Source organism: Streptacidiphilus carbonis (genome assembly GCF_000787775.1).
Lineage (GTDB): Bacteria > Actinomycetota > Actinomycetes > Streptomycetales > Streptomycetaceae > Streptacidiphilus > Streptacidiphilus carbonis.
In genome coordinates this window covers 51,559-75,695 of sequence record NZ_BBPM01000038.1, presented here as the reverse complement: position 1 = coordinate 75,695, position 24,137 = coordinate 51,559, and the positions used below count along the sequence as shown (strand labels likewise).

General features: G+C 68.6%; 15 protein-coding genes. 6 read left to right on the top strand and 9 right to left on the bottom strand.

Translation table 11 applies throughout. The features are described 5' to 3' along the window. The 8 genes from TR46_RS25890 to TR46_RS25855 form a co-directional block, all read right to left on the bottom strand. Nucleotides 1-938, bottom strand: a 938-nt coding sequence (locus TR46_RS25890) for a CE1 family esterase (protein ID WP_042405500.1), incomplete at its 3' end; no start/stop codon positions are given. 128 nt (nt 939-1,066) lie between these two features. After that, entirely contained in the window at nt 1,067-2,563 is a 1,497-nt protein-coding gene (locus TR46_RS25885; RefSeq protein ID WP_042405498.1) for an endo-1,4-beta-xylanase, read from the bottom strand. Between the two features lie 58 nt (nt 2,564-2,621). Next, complete coding sequence (locus TR46_RS25880; RefSeq protein ID WP_042405497.1) at nt 2,622-4,277, bottom strand: glycoside hydrolase family 27 protein; 1,656 nt, start codon at nt 4,275-4,277, stop codon at nt 2,622-2,624. Nucleotides 4,278-4,414: 137 nt separating this feature from the next. Continuing rightward, on the bottom strand, nt 4,415-5,893 hold the full coding sequence (locus TR46_RS25875; protein ID WP_042405532.1) for an arabinofuranosidase catalytic domain-containing protein: 1,479 nt from the start codon (nt 5,891-5,893) through the stop codon (nt 4,415-4,417). Nucleotides 5,894-6,748: 855 nt separating this feature from the next. After that, a complete protein-coding gene (locus TR46_RS25870) occupies nt 6,749-8,551 on the bottom strand; it encodes an RICIN domain-containing protein (RefSeq protein ID WP_042405495.1) in 1,803 nt (600 codons plus the stop codon). Nucleotides 8,552-9,163: 612 nt separating this feature from the next. Further along, nucleotides 9,164-10,690 (bottom strand): ricin-type beta-trefoil lectin domain protein, encoded by a 1,527-nt coding sequence (locus tag TR46_RS25865; RefSeq protein ID WP_236655502.1) that lies wholly within the window; start codon nt 10,688-10,690, stop codon nt 9,164-9,166. 523 nt (nt 10,691-11,213) lie between these two features. Further along, nucleotides 11,214-12,236 carry a LacI family DNA-binding transcriptional regulator gene (locus TR46_RS25860; RefSeq protein ID WP_042405528.1) on the bottom strand — a complete coding sequence of 341 codons (1,023 nt, stop codon included), beginning with the start codon at nt 12,234-12,236 and terminating at the stop codon, nt 11,214-11,216. Nucleotides 12,237-12,370: 134 nt separating this feature from the next. Then, a complete protein-coding gene (locus TR46_RS25855) occupies nt 12,371-13,348 on the bottom strand; it encodes an expansin EXLX1 family cellulose-binding protein (protein WP_042405493.1) in 978 nt (325 codons plus the stop codon). 419 nt (nt 13,349-13,767) lie between these two features. Between TR46_RS25855 and TR46_RS25850 the strand changes: the two genes are divergently transcribed. After that, a complete protein-coding gene (locus TR46_RS25850; RefSeq protein ID WP_042405492.1) occupies nt 13,768-16,953 on the top strand; it encodes an RICIN domain-containing protein in 3,186 nt (1,061 codons plus the stop codon). A 349-nt stretch (nt 16,954-17,302) separates the two neighbouring features. Further along, nucleotides 17,303-17,986: a FadR/GntR family transcriptional regulator gene (locus TR46_RS25845; protein ID WP_042405526.1), complete on the top strand. Its 684-nt coding sequence runs from the start codon at nt 17,303-17,305 to the stop codon at nt 17,984-17,986. A gap of 101 nt (nt 17,987-18,087) precedes the next feature. Here the strand turns inward: TR46_RS25845 and TR46_RS25840 are convergent, their stop codons facing one another. Continuing rightward, nucleotides 18,088-18,816: a FadR/GntR family transcriptional regulator gene (locus tag TR46_RS25840; RefSeq protein WP_042405489.1), complete on the bottom strand. Its 729-nt coding sequence runs from the start codon at nt 18,814-18,816 to the stop codon at nt 18,088-18,090. 192 nt (nt 18,817-19,008) lie between these two features. On the opposite strand from TR46_RS25840, the gene TR46_RS25835 reads away from it, so the two are divergent. From TR46_RS25835 to TR46_RS25820, 4 genes are all read left to right on the top strand, one after another. Then, nucleotides 19,009-20,352: an enolase C-terminal domain-like protein gene (locus TR46_RS25835; RefSeq protein ID WP_042405488.1), complete on the top strand. Its 1,344-nt coding sequence runs from the start codon at nt 19,009-19,011 to the stop codon at nt 20,350-20,352. A 148-nt stretch (nt 20,353-20,500) separates the two neighbouring features. Continuing rightward, complete coding sequence (locus TR46_RS25830; protein WP_042405486.1) at nt 20,501-21,559, top strand: sugar ABC transporter substrate-binding protein; 1,059 nt, start codon at nt 20,501-20,503, stop codon at nt 21,557-21,559. A gap of 17 nt (nt 21,560-21,576) precedes the next feature. Further along, nucleotides 21,577-23,085 (top strand): sugar ABC transporter ATP-binding protein, encoded by a 1,509-nt coding sequence (locus TR46_RS25825; RefSeq protein WP_042405485.1) that lies wholly within the window; start codon nt 21,577-21,579, stop codon nt 23,083-23,085. Then, nucleotides 23,078-24,118: an ABC transporter permease gene (locus tag TR46_RS25820; protein ID WP_042405483.1), complete on the top strand. Its 1,041-nt coding sequence runs from the start codon at nt 23,078-23,080 to the stop codon at nt 24,116-24,118. The genes TR46_RS25825 and TR46_RS25820 overlap by 8 nt, the downstream gene beginning before the upstream one ends. The last annotated feature ends 19 nt before the right edge of the window (nt 24,119-24,137 follow it).

Below are 24,137 nucleotides of genomic sequence, written 5' to 3'. Positions count from 1 at the left end.
CTGGTGGGCGGCGGACCGGAGGGCGACCCGGATGCGAACTGTGTGAAGAACTTCCACACCTCGCCCGAGGTCCACGTGTGCCAGCCGTCCCCGGTCGATCCGTCGATGGGACCGGGGTCGTGGCCGGCTCCGTCGAACGCGGCCCATTCGACCGGATACCCGGGCTTGCACCCGGAGTAGGTGGTGATGATGTGGGTCAGGCTTCCGTACGCGGGCTCCGGCGGGTTCTGCGGCGTGCAGCCGTTGTTCCTGACGAAGGTGTCGCGCAGCGCCCTCCCGTCAGCGATGGGCAGGACGTTGTCCCTGATGCCGTGCAGTCCCATGTACGCGACGGGCTGGGTGCCGCCGCTGCACCCGCTCAGGTTCGCACCGGAGTAGACCGCGACCGCACGGAAGACCGCCGGACGGGCGCAGGCGAGTGCGTACGTCATCGATCCGCCGTAGCTGAAGCCGGCCGAGAACACCTGCGTGGTGTCGACGCACAGGCCCGACTCCAGCTGGCTGACCATGTCGTCGACGAAAGTGACGTCCTGGCCGCCGGAGTTGGCCCAGCCGTTGTTGATGCCCTGCGGCGCGACGAAGATCGTGCCGTTGTTCGCGGCGTCGGCCAGTCGCCTGAGGCCGTAGTAGGACCAGTTGTAGCCGTCGGTACCGCCCGAGTCGACGTCGTTCGCCGTTCCCCCGACCCAGTGGAATCCGAAGATCAACCGGTAGGGGCGGTTGCTGTCGTAGCCGGCGGGGACGCGGAGGATGTAGCTGCGGCTCTGGCCGCTGCTCTGAATGGTGTGCGTACCGCTCGCCAGCGTCGGGGACTTGCCGCATCCGGCGGTCGGCGCGGCGGCGCTGACACCGGTGGGCGACATGCCGGTGGCACGGTTGTTGCTCAACGCCGTGCCCGCGACGGCCAGAACGAGAGCCGCCGCGACCAAAATCGGCATTAACAGGGATTTGAACCTCATAGGATCTTCCTCTCCTGGGTGGTGTGGAGGTGATCGGTCCCGGGGGCTGCTGCGCCCGGGCAGCCCGTGGCCGGTGGTGGGCCGGCCACGGGCTGGAACCGGTCAGGTCAGCCCAGTGACCACTGCTGGTTGGACTGCCCGTTGCAGGGCCACAGCTCCGCCAGCGCGCCGTTGGCCGTGGAGCGTCCGGTGACATCCAGGCACAACCCGGACTGGTCACCGGTGATCGTGCCGTTGGAGTTCACACTCCACTGCTGGTTCGCACCACCGTTGCAGGTCCAGGTCTCCACCTTGGTACCCGCCGCCGTCTGGTTGTCGTACGCGTCCAGACACATCTGACTGCTGCCCGAGTACACCGACAACTGCCCCGACGACGAACGCGTCCACGCCTGGTTCACCTGACCGCTGCAGTCCCAGATCTGCACCTGAACACCCGGCGTCGTCGACGAGTTCGGCACGTCCAGACACTTGCCCGCACCCACCGCGCGAATCGGACCGGAACCCGAACCGCCCCCACCGCCGGAGGTGCTCCCGCCCAGGGCGGTGACCGTGGAGTTGTAGGCCGGCTTCGGCTGGAAGTTGGCGTCGTACATGGTCGCGGCGCCCCATCCGGGGAAGGTGCCCGGGATCCAGGAGTTCCCGTCGTCCACGCCCCACTGGGAGACGCCGACGCAACGGGACACACCCAGGCAGTCCTTGACGACATTGGCGTAGTCCGTTGCCTGCTGCTGCAGGTTGGCGCCGCTGGCCGGCAGTTGGATCCGGTCGTCGAGCTCGGTCACGGCGACGTCCAGTCCCAGCGCCGCGAACCGCTGCATGTTGGCCTGGAAGTCGGACGGGACCTGGCCGACGATGAAGTGGCTCTCGAAGCCGATCCCGCCCAGCGGAACGCCCTGTGCCAGAAGGGACTTGGCCAGGTTGTACATGGCGTTGCTCTTGGCGTTCTCCCCCTCGATGCTGTAGTCGTTGATGTAGAGCTTGGCACTGGGGTCAGCGGCGTGGGCGGTCCGCAGCGCCTCGGCGAAGTAGCCGGAGCCCATGGCCCTGTAGAAGGCGTCGTTGACGTACGAGCCGTCACCGTTGAAGGGCTCGTTGACCACGTCCCAGGCGTAGATGTGACCCTTGTAGTGGTTGACTTCGGTGGTGATGTGGGCGTCCATGGCGGCCTGCACCTGACTGGACGGCAGGGAGTTGACCCACGACGGCAGTTGGTTCTGCCAGACCAGGTTGTGGCCGCGGACCCGCATGCTGTGGGAGGTGGCGAAGGACACGATCTGGTCGCCGGGCCCGAAGTTGTACTGCCCGTTGCCGGGCTCGGTGGTGTCCCACTTCATCTCGTTGCCGGGTGTGACCATGTCGAACTGGGCGCCGGCAATAGCGGTCTCGTTGCCGTTGCCCAGGTCGGACACGGTCAGCGCGGTGCCGAAGTAGCGGCCCTGGGCCTCGGCCAGTCCGCGCAGGGAGCCGGCCGCCTGCGCGGCGCCCGCGCAGACGAAGGCCAGCAGAAGAGCGCCCACCACGGCGATGGACAGCCCCGTGGCCAGGGTGCCGGACCGGATCCCCTGCGAGAACAGCGGCCGGGGCGTGCGAGTACGAGGAACCATATGGACTCCAGTGATCGAGGACAGGTGCGGGACAGGTGCGGAACGGCGTCCCATGAAGTCAGCCCAGTGACCATTGCTGGTTGGACTGCCCGTTGCAGGGCCACAGTTCGGCAAGGGCGCCATCGGCCGAGGACCCGCCGGTGACGTCCAGGCACAGCCCCGACTGGTCGCCGGTGACCGTGCCGTTGGCATTGATCTGCCACTGCTGGTTCGCCTGGCCGTTGCACGACCAGATCTCGACCTTCGTTCCAGCGGTGGTCTGGTTGTCGTAGGCGTCCAGGCACATCTGGCTGCTGCCCGAGTAGACGGTGAGCTGGTTGGACGAGGTACGGGTCCAGGTCTGGTCGGCGCTTCCGCCGCAGCTACGGATGTCCACCTGGGTGCCGGCAGTGGTCGTCGAGTTCGGCACCTCCAGGCACTTGCCCGCACCCACGGCGTGCAGTTCGCCGGTGGTGGCGCCGGTTCCTCCTCCACCGGTGGTGCCGCCCGCGACCCGGTACATGACCGTGCCGTGCGCGGGAACGGAGGCGCTGATCGCGCCGGAGGTCGTGGAGGATGCTCCGGACCACAGGTCGGTCAGGGTGTAGGTCGACGCTCCGGTCTTGCCGATGGCGGCAGCGGTGGTGGTGACCGTGGCCGTCGATCCGGTCTCGTTGAACAGCGCCACCGAGACGTCGCCGTTCGCCAGCGGCTTGGCCAGGACGTCCAGGCCGCCGACGGAGGACACCAGGGTCCCCTGCCTGCCCAACGAGTCCTGGTCGACGGCGATCACCCTGGTGTTGGTCAGTGTGGACAGCGTGGCCGCGCCGGCCGAGGCGATGTTGGTACCCGCGATCAGCGGTGCGGCCATTTCGGACCAGAGGCTGAACTCCGTGCGGTTCTCGGTCGCTGACAGTGAGCCGTTGCCGACCTCCAGCATGTCCGGGTCGTTCCAGTGGCCGGGCCCGGCATAGGAAGCCAGGCCCACATTGCTGTGGAAGATCGACAGCATGCTCGAGTAGCCGGCGTTGATGTCCCCGGTGGTTCGCCAGCTGTTGCCGACACCGGCTGCCCAGGTCCACACATTGTCCTGGCCCCAGTTGCACAGGCTGTAGAGGATGGGCCGACCGGTCGCAGCCAGTGCGTCGCGCATGGCGGTGTAGCGGGACTGGGCGGCGACCCCGGAGTTGTTGCAGTTGTCGTACTTCAGGTAGTCCACGCCCCAGGACGCGAACGACTGGGCGTCAGTGCTCTCGTGCCCCAGGCTGCCGGGATAGCCCGCGCAGGTCGCCGTGCCTGCGTCCTCGTAGATCCCCAGTTTCAGGCCGAGCGAGTGGACGTAGTCCGCAGTGCCTTTGATGCCGTCCGGGAACTTGGCGGGATCCGGGACGAGTCGGCCGCCGCTGTCGCGCGACTTGGTCATCCAGCAGTCGTCGATGTTGACGTAGTTGTATCCCGCGGCCTGCATGCCGTCGGTATGCATGGCCTGCGCGGTGGCCTTGATCAGTGCCTCGGACACGTTGCACCCATAGGCGTTCCAGTCGTTGAACCCCATCTGCGGGGTCAGCGCAAGTCCGTTGCCCAGCGCGGCGGCCGGCTGGGCAGTGCCCAGGACCAGGGGGGCGGTCGCGGACAGCAGCAGAACTGAGGTGATCAGCGCCAGGATTCCGCGGAGGGACAGGTGCGGGGATGGCAGACGGCGCAATCGTCTGATGACCGCTTCGAGCTCGGGCATGGTTCATCGGCTCCTTGAGTCGGCGGGAGAGCGCCCCGCGGCGCGGTCGTGAACGTGGTGTGATCGGTCCCGGGGGCTGCTGCGCCCGGGCAGCCCGTGGCCGGTGGTGGGCCGGCCACGGGCTGGAACCGGTCAGGTCAGCCCAGTGACCACTGCTGGTTGGACTGCCCGTTGCAGGGCCACAGCTCCGCCAGCGCGCCGTTGGCCGTGGAGCGTCCGGTGACATCCAGGCACAACCCGGACTGGTCACCGGTGATCGTGCCGTTGGAGTTCACACTCCACTGCTGGTTCGCACCACCGTTGCAGGTCCAGGTCTCCACCTTGGTACCCGCCGCCGTCTGGTTGTCGTACGCGTCCAGACACATCTGACTGCTGCCCGAGTACACCGACAACTGCCCCGACGACGAACGCGTCCACGCCTGGTTCACCTGACCGCTGCAGTCCCAGATCTGCACCTGAACACCCGGCGTCGTCGACGAGTTCGGCACGTCCAGACACTTGCCCGCACCCACCGCGCGAATCGGACCGGCGGAACCCGTGCCGCCCCCGCCACCACCGGACCCGTAGCCGACGGAGTTGATGTTGGCCTGTACCGCGTTCTCGGTGGCGTCCGATGGGTAGCCGGAGGTCATCACGCCCTCGTAGAAGGTGCCTTGGGCACCCTTGCTGTTGTCGCCGCCGGTGCCCAGGATGATGGCGCCCTGCTTGCGCATCGGGTTGTAGCCGGAGACGTTGGGTCGCACCCCGTCGTAGAACGTCGACAGCGCACCGGACTGGGCGTTGCCGCCGCGGATGGCCCAGTGGTTCGGGCCGCCCTTGATGATCGCGGTGGTGTAGCGGTAGTCGATCGTCGGATCGTTGGCGTTGTAGTGCTGGTTCACCCCCGAGAACAGGCCGTTCTCCAGGTCGGCCTGGATCCACGGCCCGTTGCCGGAGCCGTACCCCCACACCCGGATGTTGCCGAAGGAGATGGCCTCCATCGTCCCGTTGCCGTCGTCGTTGCTGTTGGTCTCGGCATTGCCGTAGTCGAAGCAGCAGCCGCCGTTGTAGTGCGTCCCGTCGAGGACGGCGTACATCCCCTCCGGGTTGTCCCCCGTGGCGACCCCCGAGGTGTGGTTGTCGCGGTAGCCGGTGCCCGGTGCCACGAAGACGCCGTAGGCCTCGTGACCGCCGACGGTGGTCGGCGCGGCGGTGGCGTTGGCGAGGTTGTCCGGACCACCGGCGGCGCCGCCCGCGGGCGCCTGGGTGAGGTTGTTGTTCCGCCCGGACTGGTCGTAGACAACGGTGATGACGCACGACGTGCCCGAGCAGAAGGAGTCCTGCGAGGCGGCGTCGGCGTACCCGCCGGCGCCCAGCACTCCGATGTCCCGGGTGGTGTTGTCCGAGGAGCGCCGCACCTGGTACAGCGCACCGCTGTACGAGGAGTACAGCGCCCGGGTGGTGCTGTGCGCCGCCACGCAGGGCGTCCCGCCCGCAGCGTAGATGTCGCACGGCAGCGAACCGGCGGCCTGCGCTGTGCCCGACGCCGCCGCGGCGCCCGCCAGCGCGCCCGCGACCAGCACAGCCGCGGCTCCCGCACCCGCCAACTTGCTGCGGCGCCTCATGGCCGTGAGCATCCGGGGGGCGCGGCTCGCCCCGGCGCCCGGTGTACGTGTGGTGGTCTGCATCCGGTTCTCCCTATGGGTGGGCACAACGCCCCCGAGACCCTGTTAGCGCTAACATTTCGAGCGCACAGGTGGCTGTTGTGCGTAGGCTGTGCCGAGATGTTTCGAATGGAGACGGTGCTCTCCCTCCGTGGACCTGTCAAGAGGCGTTGCACGCAGTCATCCCCAGCAGGCACGGGACGTGCTGCTGAGCCTGGAAATCGGATCGGTTCGACCAGCTGCCCTTCCGTGGCATCCAAGCCGCCGAACGGAATCGTGACGTAGCAAAGGTGGCGTGAGGGCGGCATTCTGATGGTCGGTCATGCGCTGGGTCGGGCGCGGGAAGGGCCCGCTGCAGGCCGGCTCGCAGGCGATTGGAACGTGTCAACAAGCCCATGAACTGCGGACTGTTGATCCGTCGTCAACCGGAGGGCACCTCAGGCATTTCGGCGCGACAATGGCCCTCGGCCTGGCCCGCGGCCCGCTGTCGCCCGCGCCGTACGCTGTCCAGCCGACCCGAGCTGCCCGGATCCTGGTGCCTGCTCGGATCCCTTGTATCGAATCAATTCGATCAACGCAGGTGAGCACCCCACGTGACAGCTGGAGCAGAACGGCGTCCTTCGCATCGGCCGATCCCTCTTCCGACGATCGGAGATCCAGGGCTTCTCATGCGCCGGCTGCCCTTGCAGCCGCTTCGAGCGGCACGAAACTTTCATCAGCACATCGAATATTTCGGAGCGGCGGATCCCGCGGACGGAGGACTACGGACGCGGGACAACGTCTGAGCGCCGCGCGACTGCTCGTCGCGCGGCGCTCAGACAGGGACCGCTATCCGAGGGTCCAGGACTGGTTGCTGCCGCCGTTGCAGGTCCACAACTCAGCCAGAGCACCGTCCGCGGTGCTCGCTCCGGTCACATCCAGGCAGAGCCCCGACAGGGCACTGGTGACGGTGCCGTTGGAGTTGACGCTCCACTGCTGGTTCGACTGGCCGTTGCAGGACCAGATGATGACCTTGGTGCCGGGACTTGTGCCCTTCGCGTTCGCGTCAAGGCACATCTGGCTGCTGCCGCTGTAGACGGTCAACTGGTTGGAGGACGTGCGGGTGAAGGCCTGGTTGGAGCCGCCCGAACAGTCCCAGATCTGCAGTTGGGTACCCGCCGTGGTGGACGAGTTCGGCACGTCCAGGCACTTGCCCGCCCCCACCGCGTGCAGTTCGCCACTGGTTCCGCCGCCTCCGCCGGTGGAGCCGGCCGGAGTCACGTAGACCGCGAAGGCGTCGTGCGCGGCCTGGAAGGTGACGGGTACGGTGACGGACCCGGCCGATACGCTCTGGTTCTGGTTGTAGACCACCTGGGGGGCGCTCAACGGGGCCTGGTCCGGGATGCGCTCGACGGTGACGTTGACGCTGCCGTTGTTCGCCAGCCACGGCACTGACGCCAGGCCGTTGAAGGTGACCGAGGCGGCACCGGTGTACCCGTTGCTGTCACCGATCACGGCCACGGCCCGCTTGGCCGTGCTGTCCTCCGATGCGGAGATCGCCGTCGATCCGACCTGGCCGGAGGTGTTGACCAGCGTTCCGGTCATGTCCGCGTAGCTACGCAGGGCCCACCAGTTGCCGTTGGGCTGCCACACCCCGTTGACCTGGGTCAGAACCCCGGTCAGGTTCGGGGTCGTGCAGCACACCCAGTTTCCGCGCATCGCGTTGGTGTAGCCGGACTGGGCGAATCGCGCCAGGTACCAGGCGGTCACGCCGGCGGTCTGCCGGTCGGCGGGCTGGTACTCGTTCGCCGAGAGCGGCCGCGCCGGGACACCGTTGGCCGCAAGCGCGTTGTTGAGCGCCTGCGAGACGGTGACCGGGTCGTCGACGTCTCCCTCGTCGTGGTTGGTGATCATGTCCGGCACGGTGCCCGCCGCCTTCACATGGGCCAGCCAGGTGTTCCACTCACCGGGATTGCTCTGCGGGGTGAAGGCCAGCGACGGTCCCACGATCTTCGCGTTGGGGGCGATCCGACGGATCTCCTGGTAGGCGGTGTCCCACATCTGGAAGTACTGGGTGCTGTTCATGCCCCGGGTCCAGAAGACGGAGATGTCCGGCTCGTTGTAGATGTCGTAGGCGAAGGGGAGGCCCGTCGCCTGCAGCGCGCCGACCGTCGAGTCGATGAAACCGGCCCAGTTGGAGCAGTCACCGTTGTCGCAGGGATACATCTCGTTGGAGGGCTGGCCGCCGTTATTGCCGTACAGGTCACTCAGGATCACCTGGTACTGGGCGTGGTAGGGCGGTTGGGTCAGCCGGCGGGCCTCGGCGGTGATCGAGGCGATGTCGGCCTGGGTGGCCGATCCGTACGTGTACCCGTCCTTGACCCATCCTCCGGAGAACCACCCGCCGCCCCGGAAGGCGTTGATGCCGAGCGGCTGCAGGTACTGGTCCGCCGGCTGACTGCCGTCCTGGGTGATGCCGTAGAGGAATCCTTCGCCCACTCCGGTCGACGGCCCGCGCGTGGAACCCAGGTCCACGCTCAGCGACTCGCCCGAGGCCGCATGGCCGGCCGTGGGCATCAGCAGCACGGCCGCCAACCCCATGACGGCAGCGGCGGCCGTCGCCAACCGGCCCTGCCTGGTTCTCTTCGTCATCGACTTCCTCCTCTTTCTGTGTCCCTGGGCTGACGGGACGAGACGGTGGAATCTGCGGCTGTGTTCGCATCCCCTGCCGACGAGGCCCCGCTCCGGGCCGCGCGACAGTCCGAAGCCCGCGTCGCACAGCCCGGCGCCAAGGCGCCGGGCTGTGCGGGGGGAGGCAGCAGCTCGCGAACTCGGCAAACGGGCACCGAAGTCCGGAGCGGCGGCGGTGGGGCGATCGAACCGATTCGCTGGAATCGATCGGATCGTACGACCGGGCACCTCCTTGGTCAATCACATGCGCACAGGTTCATCAGCGTCCTGTCGGAGAGTCAGGAACCCTCCCGCTTTGGGGAGTTGACGACCCGTGGTAACGAAAGCAGTGACACAGTCACCACTGATCAGGGGTTTCAGTCGAGATCCCGGGCGCTCCGGAGAGGCCGCCGGCCCGATGAGTCACGGCGGCCCGGTCGACGAGGGCTCCGGGAAGTTTCAGGGCATGAACCCGCAAGTGACGATGCACGCGTGTCGAATCGGTTCAGCTCAGGCCGTCCGAAGCATTCTCCCGGTCCTACGCCCGCCTGCGGAGCCGGTGGCTCGGCCGTCCCCGGCAGAGCTTGTTCCGCGCTACTGCCGACTCCACTTCTGGTTGGATCCGCCGTTGCAGGTCCACAGCTCGGCGAGGGCACCGTTGGCGGTGGAGGCGCCGCTGACGTCGAGGCACAGTCCGGACTGGACGCTGGTCACGGTGCCGTCGCTGTTGAGGTTCCACTGCTGGTTGCTGCCGCCGTTGCAGTCCCAGACATCGACTTCGGTACCCGGGGAAGTCCCACGTCCGTAGGCGTCCAGGCACTTGTTCCCGTAGACCCGCAGCTCCTTGGCGGCCGTGGGCGTCCACTGCTGGTTGCTGCCGCCGTTGCAGTCCCAGATCTCGGTCTGGGCGCCGTTGGCGGTGCTCGCGCCCGGTACGTCCAGACAGCGGTTGGAGCCGACGCCGCGCAGCACTCCGCCGCCGGTTCCGCCCCCGCCGCCACCGGGGTTGGTACCGGTGCCCCAGCCCCACTGGAGCCGGTCGAGGCCGGACTGGTTGGTGAGGGTCAGGGACAGGTCGGTGCCGCTGCCGTTCAGGGTGGTCACGGCACAGGATGCGTTCTCACAGGGCCCGGGACCCTGCGTCTGGTTGGCCTCCTTGACGCCGGTCCACAGGACGGAGCCGATGCCCAGGCTGCGTACGGTGTCGGTGATCGCGTAGAGGTAGGACAGGTCGTTGTTGCCGTCCTTGGGTCCGTCGTAGTTCACGCCGGTGTTCATGGGGACGCCGAACTCCGTCAGCAGCGCGCGGTCGGCATGGCCGCACAGGGCACCGGTGAAGTCGTTGACCCAGTCGGCCTCGGTGGTGTGGGAGTCGCCGAACATCCCGTAGATGTGGATCGACAGCAGGGTGCCGGACAGCCGTGAGTCGGCGCCGACGGCGCACAGGTTCGTGTCGCTCCACAGGCCGGGGACGATGACGTGCCCGCGCGGGAGACTCGGGTAGCGCGCCAGCCAGGCGGCCTCGAAGTTGGTCAGGTCGCCGGCGCTGTAGGCATAGGGCTCGTTCATGATGTCGAAGTAGAAGTTGCCCTTCGCACCGTACTTGTTGATCATCGTGTCCCACATCTGGTCGAACGACGCGGTGTCACTGACCTTCCCGCCCTGCAGCCACGGCGCCACGATGACGTTCATCCCCAGCGCGGTAGCGGCGTCCAGCGATGCGGTGTAGCTGTTCCACCAGGTTCCCGAGGTGGTCGCCGCGTTGAACCCCATGCGGACGGTGTTGGCGCCCAGGCTCCGGAAACCCTTGAGGATGGCTGTGGACTTCGTGTACGTCGTCGCGTAGTTGTCCGACGTCGACAGGCCCACGGGGACGTTGGGGCCGGTGATGAAGTTGTCGTTGGGGTCGGCCCAGTTCACTCCGTGGAACTGACTGGAGGCCGACGCCGCAGGAACGGCCTGCGTCGGCGACGCGGCCTGCGCTGTACCGGCGGTCGCCAGTCCCAGCAGCGCCAGGGCCAGGGCCGTCGAGCCTGCGACCAGGCGCCGAGCGGCGGCCTGGGGCCGACCGTCGGCCCTTGGGCGGGTGCGACGACGAAGTAAGCTACGTGTACATGTCATGTGCATGCAATCTCCAGAGGCGGGTGGGTGGGCGCCATCCATACGTGTTAGCGCTAACAACAGTGAATGAGATCGTCGGCCGACGGCGGTGGGAATGGCGGCCTGACAGCGGCAGCAGCGTGCTCCGCTCCCGACGCGCTGTCAACAGTCCGCGCTGCCGCGGCAGAGCGGCGGCCGCCGGGAACGGTCTGCCGCGGCAATCCGGATTCGGCGCCCCAGAATCGTGGCAGATCCCCGTCACAGCCTCTTGAGGATATGGCCGTTGATGTGTCAGGCTCATGCAAGCCAATCGTCGGGCACGATCCAGTGATACGTCCTGCACATCCCCCACCCCGGAAAGCGGGGGCGCTCACTCCGGCGTCGCGCCGTCTGTGGACTCCCGCGGTCAGGAGCCTCTCTGAACCATCGTCAGCAGGGCAGCACGACGCCGCGATCACAAGCGAGGGTGATCGGTCCTCGCCGCCCTGTGCCGTACAGATGAATACGACTCATCGACCCGTCGCTGCTCGCCCCAGCCGGGGACTCAGCCGTTCGGGCGACGACGGACGGGCGCGGTGCTGGCACGGAGGGATATCGGCGGAGCCAGATGAATGTTGTGGAAGGGAGTGGCCGGGTCGGCGATACGCTCCAGCAGCAGGGACATGGCCTGCGCCCCCATTTCCTGCGCAGGCACATCGGCAGCAGTCAGCCGGGGCCGGAAGTCCTCGGCCCACGTTCGGCCGACGACGCCGGTGAGGGAGAAGTCGGCGGGCACCGTCAGCCGGGCTTCCTCCAGCGCGCGCTGGATGCCCGGCAGGGCGGCCTCGTTGATCGTGGCTATCGCAGTGATGTCGGGATGGTCCCGCAGAAGCTGAGCGGTGCACTCCTGGCCGGCCCGGGCGTCGTCGCCGCATTCGACGTCCATGCCCTGGATCCCGCGCGCGGCCAGGGCTGCGGTGAATCCGTCACGGGCGCGGTGGCCGGGCCCGTATCCGGCTGCGACCAGTTCCACCGAGCGGTTGAGCAGCGCGATGCGGGTGTGTCCCAGGTCTGCGAGGTGATGGACGCACTGGTTGATCAGGGTGGCGTAGTCGACGTCGATCCAGCACATCTCCCCGGCGCGGGCGGTGTGCCCGATCCCGACGAACGGGACGTTGGCGTCCTGCAGACGGCGCACACGCGAGTCCTCCAGGCGGATCTCCATCAGGATCACCCCGTCCACCCTGCCGCCGGACAGCAGCCGCTCGAAGGAGCGGTCGTGGTCGCCCCCGGACGGTGAGAGCAGGACGTCCAGGTCCGCGTGAGCAGCCGCTTCGACGACGCTGGCGACGAAACCCAGTTGCATGTGCGTCAGGTGGGCGCTTGCGGGCGGGATGACCAGGCCGATGGTGCGGGTGCGCCCCTCCTTCAGGGCGCGGGCAGCCGCGTTGGGCCGGTAGCCGAGCTCGTCGATGACGTCCTGAATGCGCTTGCGCGTCGCCGCGGAGACCGACCGCTTGCCGCTGAGCGCGTAGGAGACAGTGCTGCGCGAGACGCCCGCACGGCTGGCGATCTCCCCGATGTTCATCGCGACCTCACGGGTGAGCGGCTGGGGTGCGTGTTCGCCCCGCACCATGACCTCGAACCGATTCGGTCGACCCTAGTGCCCATCCCCGTCCCCGAACAACCATGCCTCCGACCCACGACCTCCCCGACGCCTGCTCAGTGGCGGTCGAACTGCACGCCGGTCGGCTGGACGACGTTCGGGGTCACGGCGATGCCCGGGACCGTCAGTTGTTGGCCGTAGATGTCGGTGACGCGTACCGTTCCGCCGCAGCCGGTGCCGTCGGCCGACAAGAAGTAGTTGTACGAGGTACGCGGCAGCCTGCGCCAGCCGGCGCCGGCGCGGACCTCCAGCAGAGCGACCGGATTGCGGTGTCCGATGACCTGGATGGCGCACCAGTAGCGGCTGGAACCGGTCTTGTAGCGCAGGGAGACCGTGCTGGACATGCTGGGACTGACCAGCTGCCAGGTGATCGGAATCCGGCCGCGCGAGGGGTCGGCGAGTTTGGCGAACGCCTGCTGGCTGAGGTCGATCTGACCCGGCGCGCACGGCAGCGGGCACTCGTTGGTGATCCGCACCGTGATGGAGGCTCCGCCCGCCGCGTGGACGACGACGTAGGCTCCGCATGCCTGTGCCGTGTCGTAGTCGGTTTCGTTCATGGCGCCGATCATCATGTCGGCGGCAGGCCCGAACAGGCATGCGCCGTTGCCGTCGGCTGCGGCGTACTCGGTGGCCACCCCGCTGTAGGTACGGCCGGGCTGGATCCGACCGGCCGACGCGCCGGTGGCAGCCGCCGGCTGCCGGGTGGTCGTGGGCTTCGCCGTGGCCTTCGGCTCGGCCTTGGCGGTGGTGGTCGCGGTCGCCGTCGGCGTGGTGCGCGCCGCAGGTGGACGCGCCGACTCCCTGGCCGCTCCGGCCGCCGCGGTCGGGGACGCCGCCGTCGGCGTGTGGGGTGCCTGTGTGCCGGCGGCGTTCACGACCACGGCGCGGTCGGCCCCGCCGCCGTGGCCGAAGTGCAGAAGACCTGCGACCAGGAAGGCCACCAGCGCGGCGCAGACCAGCCCCACGGGAACGAGGATCGCCCTCTGCGGGGGCTTGCGCCTTTGGTGCCGCGCGGCCTGCTTCATCGCGTTCATGTCCGTCCGTTCGGAAGATCGGGCTGGTGTCCACTACTCAGTTGCCGCAGACGGCGGAAAGGTTGCCGTGTCGAGCGAGAAGGCCTGATCGACGTCACTTCGGTATGCGAACCGGTTCGACGCAGCCCCGCCGAACGGTCCTGCGGGAGATCGCCGATCGAGTGCGGTGACACATCCGTGATCAGTGGCAATGCGGAAAGTGCCCTGCCAGATCCCTTGACGTCGTGCTCATGTCGCCCTACGTTCTCCATCGAATCGGTTCGCGGAACCGGTTCGACCCTCTATCCCAACGCATCCATGGGCACTACGCGCCGGCACCCCCGCAACGGTCGCCTGAACCGCGGGCGACAACGTACCCGCACGCCCGGCGCGGGGCCGGCGCAGCAGTAACCAACGTATGTCTGAAGGGATGTAAGTACATGCCAGCAATCGGACAGAGGCGCTCGACGGCAGGACGCCTTCTCCAGGGCACCGTCAGGACGCTCCTCCCGCTGACCGTCCTGGTCGGCGTCACCACCGTGACGGCAACGCCGGCCACCGCCGCCACCCCCACCCTCACCGTCGATCTGGGTACCACCACCGGAGCCTTCCGCGGCGGCGCCTCCGGGGCGCTGTACGGCATCTACGGCCAGGACGTCCCGACCGACAACCTCATCGAGGGAATGGGGGTGAAGACCACCAACACCAAGTACCAGGACGGGCAGCAGCACCCCGGCTCGGACGCGCTGGAGATCGCCAAGCCCTTCGTCGACAGCGGTGGCGGGGACGAGTTCATCTACATGACCGACGTGTACCGCGCCGGCTACGAGCGTACGAGCTACGCGGCCTACCAGGCGGCCATGAGGACTCAGGTCGAGCAGGCGATGGCCAGCCCCTACGCGAGCCACATCGTCTTCGTCCCCTACAACGAGCCCGAACTGAACTGGTTCAGCGGCATGCGCACCGACTCGACGACGATGGCCGCCTTCAACTCCGAGTGGCGCCAGACCTACGACTTCATCAAGGGCATCTGGCCCGCGGCACGGCTGGCCGGGGGCAACTTCGCCGGCTACAACCCCTTCGAAGTCAACAGCTTCCTCAGCTACTGCAAGGCCAACAACTGCCTGCCCGACGTCATGACCTGGCACACCCTGGGCAGCCCGGCAGATGTGCGCAGCACCGTCGACACCTTCCGGGCGGCCGAGGCGGCCGCGGGGATCACCTCCCCGATCCCCGTCAACCTCAACGAGTACGCCCACCGCTTCCACCTGACCGACCCCGGCGAGATGGTCCAGTGGATCGCGGGCATCGAGGACGAGAAGGTCGACGGCAATCTGCCGTACTGGAACATCAACGGAACCCTCGGCGACTCCGCCGCGGCCCAGAACACCCCCAACGCCCAGTGGTGGCTGTACAACTGGTACAGCTCCATGCGCGGCGGCAACACCGTCAAGGTCACCGGTGCCGCGAACGACGCCGCGTACACCCTCCAGGGCCTGGCGACTCTGGACACGGCCAAGAAGCAGGCGCGCGTCATCCTCGCCGGCGGCGGCACCAGCGGTTCCTCCGACACGGTGATCAAGAACATCGACCCCGCGGTCTTCGGCAGAACCGTGCACGTGAGCGTGTTCCAGGACCGCTACAGCGGTTATATCGGCGCGGCGGCGACACCGTCCCGGCTCTCCGACGCGGACGTCCCGGTGGGCTCCGACGGTTCGATCACCGTGCCCATCACCCTCGACGCGATGTCCGCGTACGAGGTGGTCGTCTCCCCGGGCGGCACCGGTAGCCCGACCCCCTCGGACAGCACGTGGACGGGTACGTACGAGGCCGAGAACGCCACGCTCAGCGGTAGCGGCTACAACATCAACAGCGAGAGCCGGATCAGCAACTTCGCCACCTCCGGCACCAAGGACGTCGGAGGCCTGCGCACCGGCTCGACCACGGTGATCTCCTTCCCGGTCTCCGTGCCCGCCGACGGTGACTACAACCTCTCGGTGTTCGGCAACACCTACGCCAAGGACGTCGACGTCAAGGGTCCGACGAACGTGTACATGCGGGTCGACGGCGGCGCATCGACCAGGATCGACATACCGGTGGGCTTCCAGTGGGTGGTGTGGGGACACAGCGACACCACCGTGCACCTCACCGCGGGCAGCCACACCATCAGCCTGGCCACCACCGGCGACAACGGCGCGGCCACCGTCGGCGACGCCCTCATCGACAAGATCGACCTGCAGTACCAGGACCCCGCCGTCCAGGGCACCACGCTCTACGAGGCCGAGCAGGCCGACCTCTCCGACAGCGGCACCGCCGCCTACACCGCCCAGGGCCAGTCCGGCGCGGGTGCGGTGAACCTCACCTCCGGCAAGTCCGCGACCTTCTGGGTCTACTCGGCGCGGGACGGTTACGCGGATCTGACGGCCCGCTTCCGCAGCACCGGCCAGGCCGCCCTCACCGTCAACGGCCGTACTGCCGACGACCAGACCCTCTCCGGCGCGACGACCGGCACCTGGTCCACCTCCACCGACCAGGTCCACCTCGACGGCGGCATCAACAAGGTCGAGGTGACCGGTGCCGGCGGCACCCTCGCCCTGGACGACCTGGCCGTCACCCCGATCAGCGCCACCTCCGCCGTCAGCACCGACAACGTCGTCACGTACCAGGCCGAGGACGGCACCCTCACCGGCACCGCGGCCGTCGACAACTCCTACAACCAGGCCAACGGCGGCGTCGTCACCGGCATCGGCAACGGACCCGCCAACTCCCTCACCCTCAACGTCAACGCCCCGTCGGCCGGCACCTACGCCATGACCATGCGCTACGCCAACGCCGAGGAACTGCCCTCCAACCACTACAACCCGGACCTGTACGCCGAGCACGCCGATGTCAGCGTCAACGGCGGCGCCTCAACCCGCGTCAACTTCGCCAGCACCCTGCACTGGAACCAGTTCGAGAACTACACCGTCCCCGTCACCCTCGCCAAGGGCTCGAACACCGTCAGGTTCACCGCCTCACAGCTGTTCAACTGGGACGGCACCACCATCGGCAAGGTCTACTCCGGTGGCGGCAGCGACATCGGGCAGCCCATGCGCTCCAGCTCCGCTCCCCACCTCGACCAGGTCTCCTTCGCGCCCGCGAGTCTGCACATCGGCGACTCGACCGGATTCTCCTCCACCGCCGTCGCCCAGCACAGCTCGCTCTGCCTCGAAGACCCCTCCAAGTCCACCGCCGACGGTACCCAGTACCAGCAGAACACCTGTGACAGCGGGCAGGAACAGGTCTTCGACTTCCACCCGGTCAGCGGCGCGACCGACACCTACACCGTCGTCAACCACTCCAGCGGCAAGTGCCTTGACGTCTCCACCTTCTCCACGGCCGACGGAGCCGCGGTCCAGCAGTGGACCTGCACCGGCGGTACCAACCAGCGGTTCAGGCTGGCGCCGGTGACCGCGCTCGGCAACAGCCACGACTACCAGCTCGTCGCCGCGCACAGCGGCAAGTGCGTCGACGTCAGCACCGTATCCACCGCACCCGGCGCCCTCGTCCACCAGTGGACATGCGATGCGGCAAGCGCCCTGACCACCAAGAGGAACCAGATCTGGCGGCTGACCGGCAAGAGCTGAAAGCGGACAGCAACGCAGTCACGGCGGTTCGGGCCCGTGCGGAGGCACGTGGCCCGAACCCGGCGCTCCGGAGCCGACTGCGGCGACGAGAACGGGGACGGGACGGGGACGGCCCGGCTTCGTCCACCGACACGGCATGTGTCGGACCTATATCCCGGCATGTAGGCTCTCGACGTCATCAGGGGTCAGTCATGCGCTGAACCGTCGCCCGCGACGATGGAGGTGGCCGGTGGACGGTCCATCCGTGCCGACTGGGAGCACGCAGTCCGAACCGCCCACGGTCCAAGCCCCAGCCGCCGCCCGCGCCGACGAACCGAAACCGGGCAAGTACCGGCCCGGATACGAGCTCATCGCCGAACAGATCCTGCAACTGATCGCCGAACTCGGCCTGCGGCCGGGCGACAGGATGCCCACGGAGAACGACTTCGCCGCACGGTTCGGCACCAGCCGCACGGTCGTACGCGAGGCCGTCAAGATCCTCTCAGCGCTCGGCCTGGTCAAGGCACAGAAGGGCCGCGGCCTCTACGTCGCCGAGGACGAAGGCATGCTCACCTCGGCCCGCCTGGGCGGGATCTTCCTGCCCACCGACCTCGACCACGTCTACATGCTCTTCGAGTTCCGCCGGGTCCAGGAGACCGCCGCGAGTCGGCTGGCCGCCACGCACGCGACGCCGGCGGAGCTGCGTGCGATCGAAGCCGCCACGGAGACCTGCAGACACGGCTTCCTGACCGGCGAGGCCGCCGAATTCAACCGGGGCGACGACGAGTTCCACACCGGTATCGCCATCGCCTCGCACAATGTCTTCCTCCTCGCCTCGGTGCGCGAGGCCCGCCGCCTGCAGCGCCAGTCCAGCACCATCGGACTGCACGGAACCCTCGGCGGCCACGTCGCAGAGGCGGTCGACGAACACACGGCCATCTATCAGGCGATCCGGGACGGCGACCCCGAAGCGGCCGCCCGAGCCACAGCCGTCCACCTGGACAACACCCTTGAGGACTACCGGCGCGAGATCCAGCGCCGAGTCTTCGGGTGATCCGCCGACGCGGTTTCCCTCCGCCGTCCGGCCCACCGGGTAGGCGCGGGAGGCAGTGCCGCCGAAGCGCTCGGCGCCCACCGGGTCGATGCGGATAAGTCTCACTCCGGCTCCCCGGAGGCGGGTGACGGATCGGTGAAGGAGTCGGTGGCCTGGGCGTAGTGCTCCCGGAGCCATCTGTCGGTGGTGCTGACGTGCACGTACGCGGCGGCCTGGGCGAGTACGGCGTCGCCGGCGGCCAGCGCCTGGTGGATCGCCTCGTGTTCGGCGAGCGTCCGGGCCGCTGCGTCCCCGTCGACCAGGCCCCGCCAGACCCGGGCGCGCACGGTGCGGCTGCCGATGCCCTCCAGCAGGGTGATCAAGGTCTGGTTGCCGGTAGCGGCGATCACGGCGCGGTGGAAGGCCGCGTCGTGCTGGTTGAGCTGTTCCACGTCGTCCCTCGCCGCCCGCATCGCCGTCAGGTGGCGTTCCACCTCGGCGAGTTGCTCCCCGCTGATGCGCGTCGCGGCGAGGCCGGTGGCGACCGGTTCGAACAGCTTGCGGACCTCGGTGAGCTCCAGCAGCGTGTCGCCCTGCAGCAGTTCGACCGCGGCGCCGAGACCCTCCAGGAGCAGCCCGGGTTCCAGGCTCGTCACATAGGTGCCGTCCCCCCGGCGGATCTCCAGGACCCGGGCCACGACCAGGGCCTTGACCGCCTCGCGCATCAGGTTCCGGGAGAGGCCCAGTTCGGCCGCGAGCTGCTGCTCCGGTGGAAGTTTCGCCCCCGGGGGCAGCTCACCCGACTGGATGAGCTCCCGGATCCGGCTGATGGCCTTGTCGGTCAGTGACATCGCTCAACTCTCGCTCAGTTGCACCGTGACTCGACAGCGTAACAGGACATCCCATGTCCATGAAGTGATGGGACTCCTCCCTCGGCAAGCCGTTCAGATGAACCATCAGAAATGATAGGAAATAGGACCGATTTTGCCTTCCTCTGCCCGACCTATGGACATCAGACCGCTCACCGCCCTTAAATCCATCCCATGTCTCCCAGCCCGGAAGTCGTCGCTGCGGTCGAGGCGGTCGATGTGCGCTTCCCCACCTCCCTCCATCTCGACGGCTCCGACGCGATGAATCCCGAACCCGACTACTCCGCCGCCTATGTGACAGTGCGTACCAGCGCCGGCCAGACCGGCCACGGGCTGGCCTTCACGGTCGGCCGCGGCAACGACGTGGAGGTCGCCGCCGTGCGGGCGCTCGCCCCGCTGGTGGTGGGTCTGCCGGTGGCGGACGTCCTCACCGACCTGGGCGGCTTCTCCCGCCGGCTGACCGGCGACAGCCAACTGCGCTGGCTCGGCCCGGAGAAGGGCGCCATCCACATGGCCGCCGCCGCCGTCGTCAACGCGGTCTGGGACCTGTACGGGCGCCGTGAGGGCAAGCCGGTGTGGCAGCTGCTCGCGAGCCTCTCCCCCGAGCGGCTGGTGGACCTGGTCGACTTCCGCTACCTGGAGGACGCGCTGACCCGGCAGGAGGCCCTGGAGATCCTGCGCCGTGCCGAACCCGGCCGCGCCGAACGCACCGGGCACCTGCTGGACCGCGGATACCCGGCCTACACCACTACGCCCGGCTGGCTCGGCTACTCGGACGAGAAGCTGGTACGGCTCGCGAAAGAAGCGGTCGCGGACGGTTTCACCCAGATCAAGCTGAAGGTCGGCGCCGACCTCGCGGACGACGTGCGCCGGCTGCGGCTGGCCCGGGAGGCCGTCGGTCCTGACATTCGCATCGCGGTCGACGCCAACCAGGCCTGGGGCATCCAGCAGGCCGTCGACTGGATACGCGAGCTCGCGCCCTACGACCCGTACTGGATCGAGGAGCCCACCTCACCGGACGACATCCTCGGCCTCGCCGCCATTCACCGCGCCGTCGCGCCGATCCGGGTCGCCACCGGCGAACACGTGCACAACCAGGTGATGTTCAAGCAGCTGCTCCAGGCCGGGGCGCTGGACATCGTGCAACTGGACGCCAGCCGCACCGCCGGGGTCACCGAGAACGTCGCGATCCTGCTGCTGGCAGCCAAGTTCGGCGTCCCGGTGTGCCCGCACGCCGGGGGCGTGGGGCTGTGCGAGATGGTGCAGCACCTGGCGATGTTCGACTACGTGGCCGTCAGCGGCAGCACGACCGACCGCGTCATCGAGTACGTCGACCACCTGCACGAGCACTTCACCGACCCGGCTCGGGTCGAGGGCGGTCACTACCTGGCGCCCACCGCACCCGGCATCAGCGCGGAGATGCACCCGCGCTCCCTCGCCGACCATGCCTACCCGGAGGGGCCGGTATGGAGCGGCCCGGCAGCGTCGGCTGCCGACAGCGCGGAGGTGCCGGCATGAGCGCCGGGGAGTCCGCCGGGCTGTCCGCTCTCAACGCCCGCCGGCCGATCGGCCGCCCGTGGACGGCGGCACGAGCGGTCTGCGCCTGCGTCCCCTTCCGACCGGCCCCTGACCACCACCCACACCGCTCCCTGTGAGGCAGACCGCCATGAGACTCAGATCCGTCGCCGCAACCGCCACCGCCCTCCTCTGCATCAGCCCACTCGCCGCCTGCTCCAGCAGCTCGTCGACCGCGACCGCCGGCAGCTCTCCGGTCGTGGGCGTGGACTACCCGCGCTCCGACACCGACTTCTGGAACTCCTACATCCAGTACACCCCGCAGTACGGCAAGGAGCAGGGCCTCACCCTCAAGACGACCAACTCGCAGAACGACGTCGCGAAGCTCGCGGCGAACGTGCAGACCTTCATGGCCCAGGGCGTCAAGGGCGTGGCCATGGCGCCGCAGGACACCGCGGCGATCGCCCCCACCCTGGCCCAGCTCGCCGCCCGGAAGATCCCGGTCGTCACCGTGGACACCCGGCCCGACACCGGCAACGTCTACATGGTGGTGCGCGCCGACAACCGCGCCTACGGACAGAAGGCCTGTGAATTCCTCGGCACCAAACTGAAGGGGAAGGGCTCGGTGGTCATGCTGGAGGGCGACCTCGCCTCGATCAACGGCCGCGACCGCACCGACGCGTTCAACTCCTGCATGAAGCAGAGCTTCCCCGGCATCACCGTCTACGGCGAGGCCACCAACTGGGACGCCGCCACCGCCGCGCAGAAGCTGCAGACCGACCTCACCGCGCACCCGGGCGTCAAGGGCGTCTACATGCAGTCCAGCTTCGCCCTCTCCGGCACCCTCCAGGTCCTGCAGCAGAAGGGCCTGCTGGTCGGACCGAGCGACCCCCGGCACGTCTTCGTCGTCTCCAACGACGGCATCCCGGAGGAGCTCAAGGACATCGCAGCCGGGAAGATCGACGCCACCGTCTCCCAGCCCGCCGACCTCTACGCCAAGTACGCGCTCTACTACCTGAAGTGCGCGATCCAGGGCAAGGTCTTCAAGCCCGGGCCGACCGACCACGGCAGCACCATCGTCCAGGTCCGCCCGGGACTGCTGGAGGACCAGCTCTCCGCGCCGCTGGTCACCGCCGACGGCGGCGGCTACGGGGGCATCTCCAGCCTGAAGAGCACCGACTCGTCCCTGTGGGGCAACCACCTCGGCTGACGGAAGGCGGCACTCCCATGGACACGGCCCCACCCGTCGTGGAAGCGGCGGGCATCACCAAGCGCTTCGGCTCGACCGTGGCACTGCGCGACGCGCACATCACCGTCCAGCAGGGCGAGACCCATGCCCTGGTCGGCCGGAACGGCGCAGGCAAGTCCACTCTGGTCTCCATCCTGACCGGGCTTCAGGCGCCCGACGAGGGAACGGTCCTCTTCGGTGGGGAGCGGGCCCCGCGGATGACCGACCGGGACGCCTGGCGGCACCGGGTGGCCTGCGTCTACCAGAAGTCCACCATCATCCCCCAGCTCACCGTCGCGGAGAACCTCTTCCTCAACCGGCACGCCCGCACCCGCAGCGGCCTGATCAGCTGGCAGACCGTGCGCCGACAGGCCCGCGAACTGCTGGACACCTGGTCGGTGGCGGTGGACGCGGGCGCCCCGGCCGACGAACTGTCGGTCGAGCAGCGGCAGTTCGTGGAGATCGCGCGGGCTCTGTCGTTCGGCGCCCGGTTCATCGTCCTGGACGAGCCAACCGCGCAACTCGACGGCGCGGCGATCGAGCGGCTCTTCGCCCGGATCCAGGAGCTGCAGCGGCAGGGCGTCACCTTCCTCTTCATCAGCCACCACCTGGAGGAGGTCTACCAGATCTGCGACACGGTGACGGTCTTCCGGGACGCGCGGCACATCGTGACCGCTCCGGTCCAGGACCTGCCGCGGGCCGATCTGGTGGCCGCGATGACCGGCGAGGCAGCACGGACCAGGAGCGGCCTGCCCCGCCGACCGGACGTCGCCGCCGACGCGGCGGAACTCCTGTCGGTGACCGGTCTGGGTTCGGACGCCTACCACGACGTGGCCTTCTCCGTCCGCAGCGGCGAGATCGTGGGCCTGGCCGGGGCCGCGAGCAGCGGCCGCACCGAACTGGCCGAGACCGTGGCCGGGCTGCACACAGCCGTGGCGGGCGAGGTACGCGTCGCCGGCCGGCGGCTCCGCCCCGGCAGCGTGCCCGCCGCCCTGGCGGCCGGGGTCGGCTTCGTGCCGCAGGACCGCCACCACCAGGGCTACGTACCGGAGATGTCCATCGCGGACAACGGGACCCTCACCGTCCCGGAACGGCTGGGCCCGCAAGGACTGATCAACGGCCGCCGCCGGGACGCCCTGGCCCGGGAGATGATCGATCATCTGGCCATCAAGGCCCCCGGCCCCGGGCAGCACGTCTCCGGGCTCTCCGGCGGCAACCAGCAGAAGGTCGTGATGGCACGGGCCCTGGCCAACGATCCGGGACTGCTGGTGCTGATCAACCCCACCGCCGGCGTGGACGTGCGCTCCAAGGAGTTCCTGCTCGGCAAGGTCGAGGAGACCGCCGCCGCCGGCACGGCCGTCGTCATCGCGTCCGACGAGTTGGACGACCTGCGCCTGTGCGACCGGGTCCTGGTGATGTTCCAGGGCCGGATCGTCGCCGAGAAGCGCAGCGGCTGGCACGACCACGACCTGGTGGCCGCAATGGAAGGAATGGACCTCCATGTCTGAGACAACGACGCCCGACCCCACGACCGCGCAGCGGGTCCGGCGCGGCGTGGCGGGCGCCGGCCCGGTGCGGCGCATCGCCTTCGCCCGGCTCCGCGACCTCGCCCTGATCCCGGCGATCATCGTGATCGCGATCGTCGGACAGCTCGTCAACCCGGTGTTCCTGCAGACGGACAACCTCGTCAACGTGCTGCAGACGATGTCCGAGATGGCTGTCCTGGTCCTGGCCGAGACCCTGGTGCTGATCGTCAAGAAGATGGACCTCTCGCAGGAGTCCACGGTGGGCCTCGCCCCGGGAATAGCCGCCTGGCTCACGGTTCCGGCCGGCGCCGGACACGGGCTCGGCCTGCTTCCCGGAGCCTGGGCCGTCCCCGTGGCCCTCGCGGTCGGTCTGGTCGTCGGTGCCGTCAACGCGCTGTTCATCATCCGCTTCGGCCTGAACGGATTCATCGTCACCCTGGGCATGCTGATCGTGCTGCGCGGTCTGCTCACCGGCGTCTCCGGCGGCCAGACGTTCTTCAACCTGCCCGGCTCGATGCTCTACCTGGGCACCGCGCAGTGGCTGGGCGTCCCCGCGTCCGTGTGGGTCTGCCTGATCCTCTTCGCCGCCGGCATCGTCGTCCTGGGCGCGACCAGCTTCGGCCGCTCCCTGTACGCGATCGGCGGCAACATCGACGCTGCGAAGGCAGCCGGCATCCGCACCGACCGGGTGCTGTGGACGGTGATGGTCACCGCCGGCCTGCTGGCCGCGCTCAGCGGTCTCATGCTCTCCGGCCGCCTCGCCTCGGTGGCCTCCGCCCAGGGCAACGGTGACATCTTCACCGTCTTCGCCGCCGCCGTCATCGGCGGCATCAGCCTCAACGGCGGCAAGGGCAGCATGTTCGGCGCCTTCACCGGCATCCTGCTGCTGTTCCTCATCCAGAACGTGCTCACCCTGGGCGGCGTGCCCGCGCAGTGGATCGGCGCGCTCAACGGCGCGATCATCCTGGTCGCCCTGGTCATCTCCCGCATCACCGGCGGCAAGGTCCAGGACTGACGCCTCGGCGGTGGTGGGG

What these genes read in the sequence shown, in the direction of transcription:
- TR46_RS25885 (WP_042405498.1), bottom strand. Translation starts at nt 2,563, where the DNA reads ATGGTTCCTCGTACTCGCACGCCCCGGCCGCTGTTCTCGCAGGGGATC.
- TR46_RS25880 (WP_042405497.1), bottom strand. Translation starts at nt 4,277, where the DNA reads ATGCCCGAGCTCGAAGCGGTCATCAGACGATTGCGCCGTCTGCCATCC.
- TR46_RS25875 (WP_042405532.1), bottom strand. Translation starts at nt 5,893, where the DNA reads ATGCTCACGGCCATGAGGCGCCGCAGCAAGTTGGCGGGTGCGGGAGCC.
- TR46_RS25870 (WP_042405495.1), bottom strand. Translation starts at nt 8,551, where the DNA reads ATGACGAAGAGAACCAGGCAGGGCCGGTTGGCGACGGCCGCCGCTGCC.
- TR46_RS25865 (WP_236655502.1), bottom strand. Translation starts at nt 10,690, where the DNA reads ATGACATGTACACGTAGCTTACTTCGTCGTCGCACCCGCCCAAGGGCC.
- TR46_RS25860 (WP_042405528.1), bottom strand. Translation starts at nt 12,236, where the DNA reads ATGAACATCGGGGAGATCGCCAGCCGTGCGGGCGTCTCGCGCAGCACT.
- TR46_RS25855 (WP_042405493.1), bottom strand. Translation starts at nt 13,348, where the DNA reads ATGAACGCGATGAAGCAGGCCGCGCGGCACCAAAGGCGCAAGCCCCCG.
- TR46_RS25850 (WP_042405492.1), top strand. Translation starts at nt 13,768, where the DNA reads ATGCCAGCAATCGGACAGAGGCGCTCGACGGCAGGACGCCTTCTCCAG.
- TR46_RS25840 (WP_042405489.1), bottom strand. Translation starts at nt 18,816, where the DNA reads ATGTCACTGACCGACAAGGCCATCAGCCGGATCCGGGAGCTCATCCAG.
- TR46_RS25835 (WP_042405488.1), top strand. Translation starts at nt 19,009, where the DNA reads ATGTCTCCCAGCCCGGAAGTCGTCGCTGCGGTCGAGGCGGTCGATGTG.
- TR46_RS25830 (WP_042405486.1), top strand. Translation starts at nt 20,501, where the DNA reads ATGAGACTCAGATCCGTCGCCGCAACCGCCACCGCCCTCCTCTGCATC.
- TR46_RS25825 (WP_042405485.1), top strand. Translation starts at nt 21,577, where the DNA reads ATGGACACGGCCCCACCCGTCGTGGAAGCGGCGGGCATCACCAAGCGC.
- TR46_RS25820 (WP_042405483.1), top strand. Translation starts at nt 23,078, where the DNA reads ATGTCTGAGACAACGACGCCCGACCCCACGACCGCGCAGCGGGTCCGG.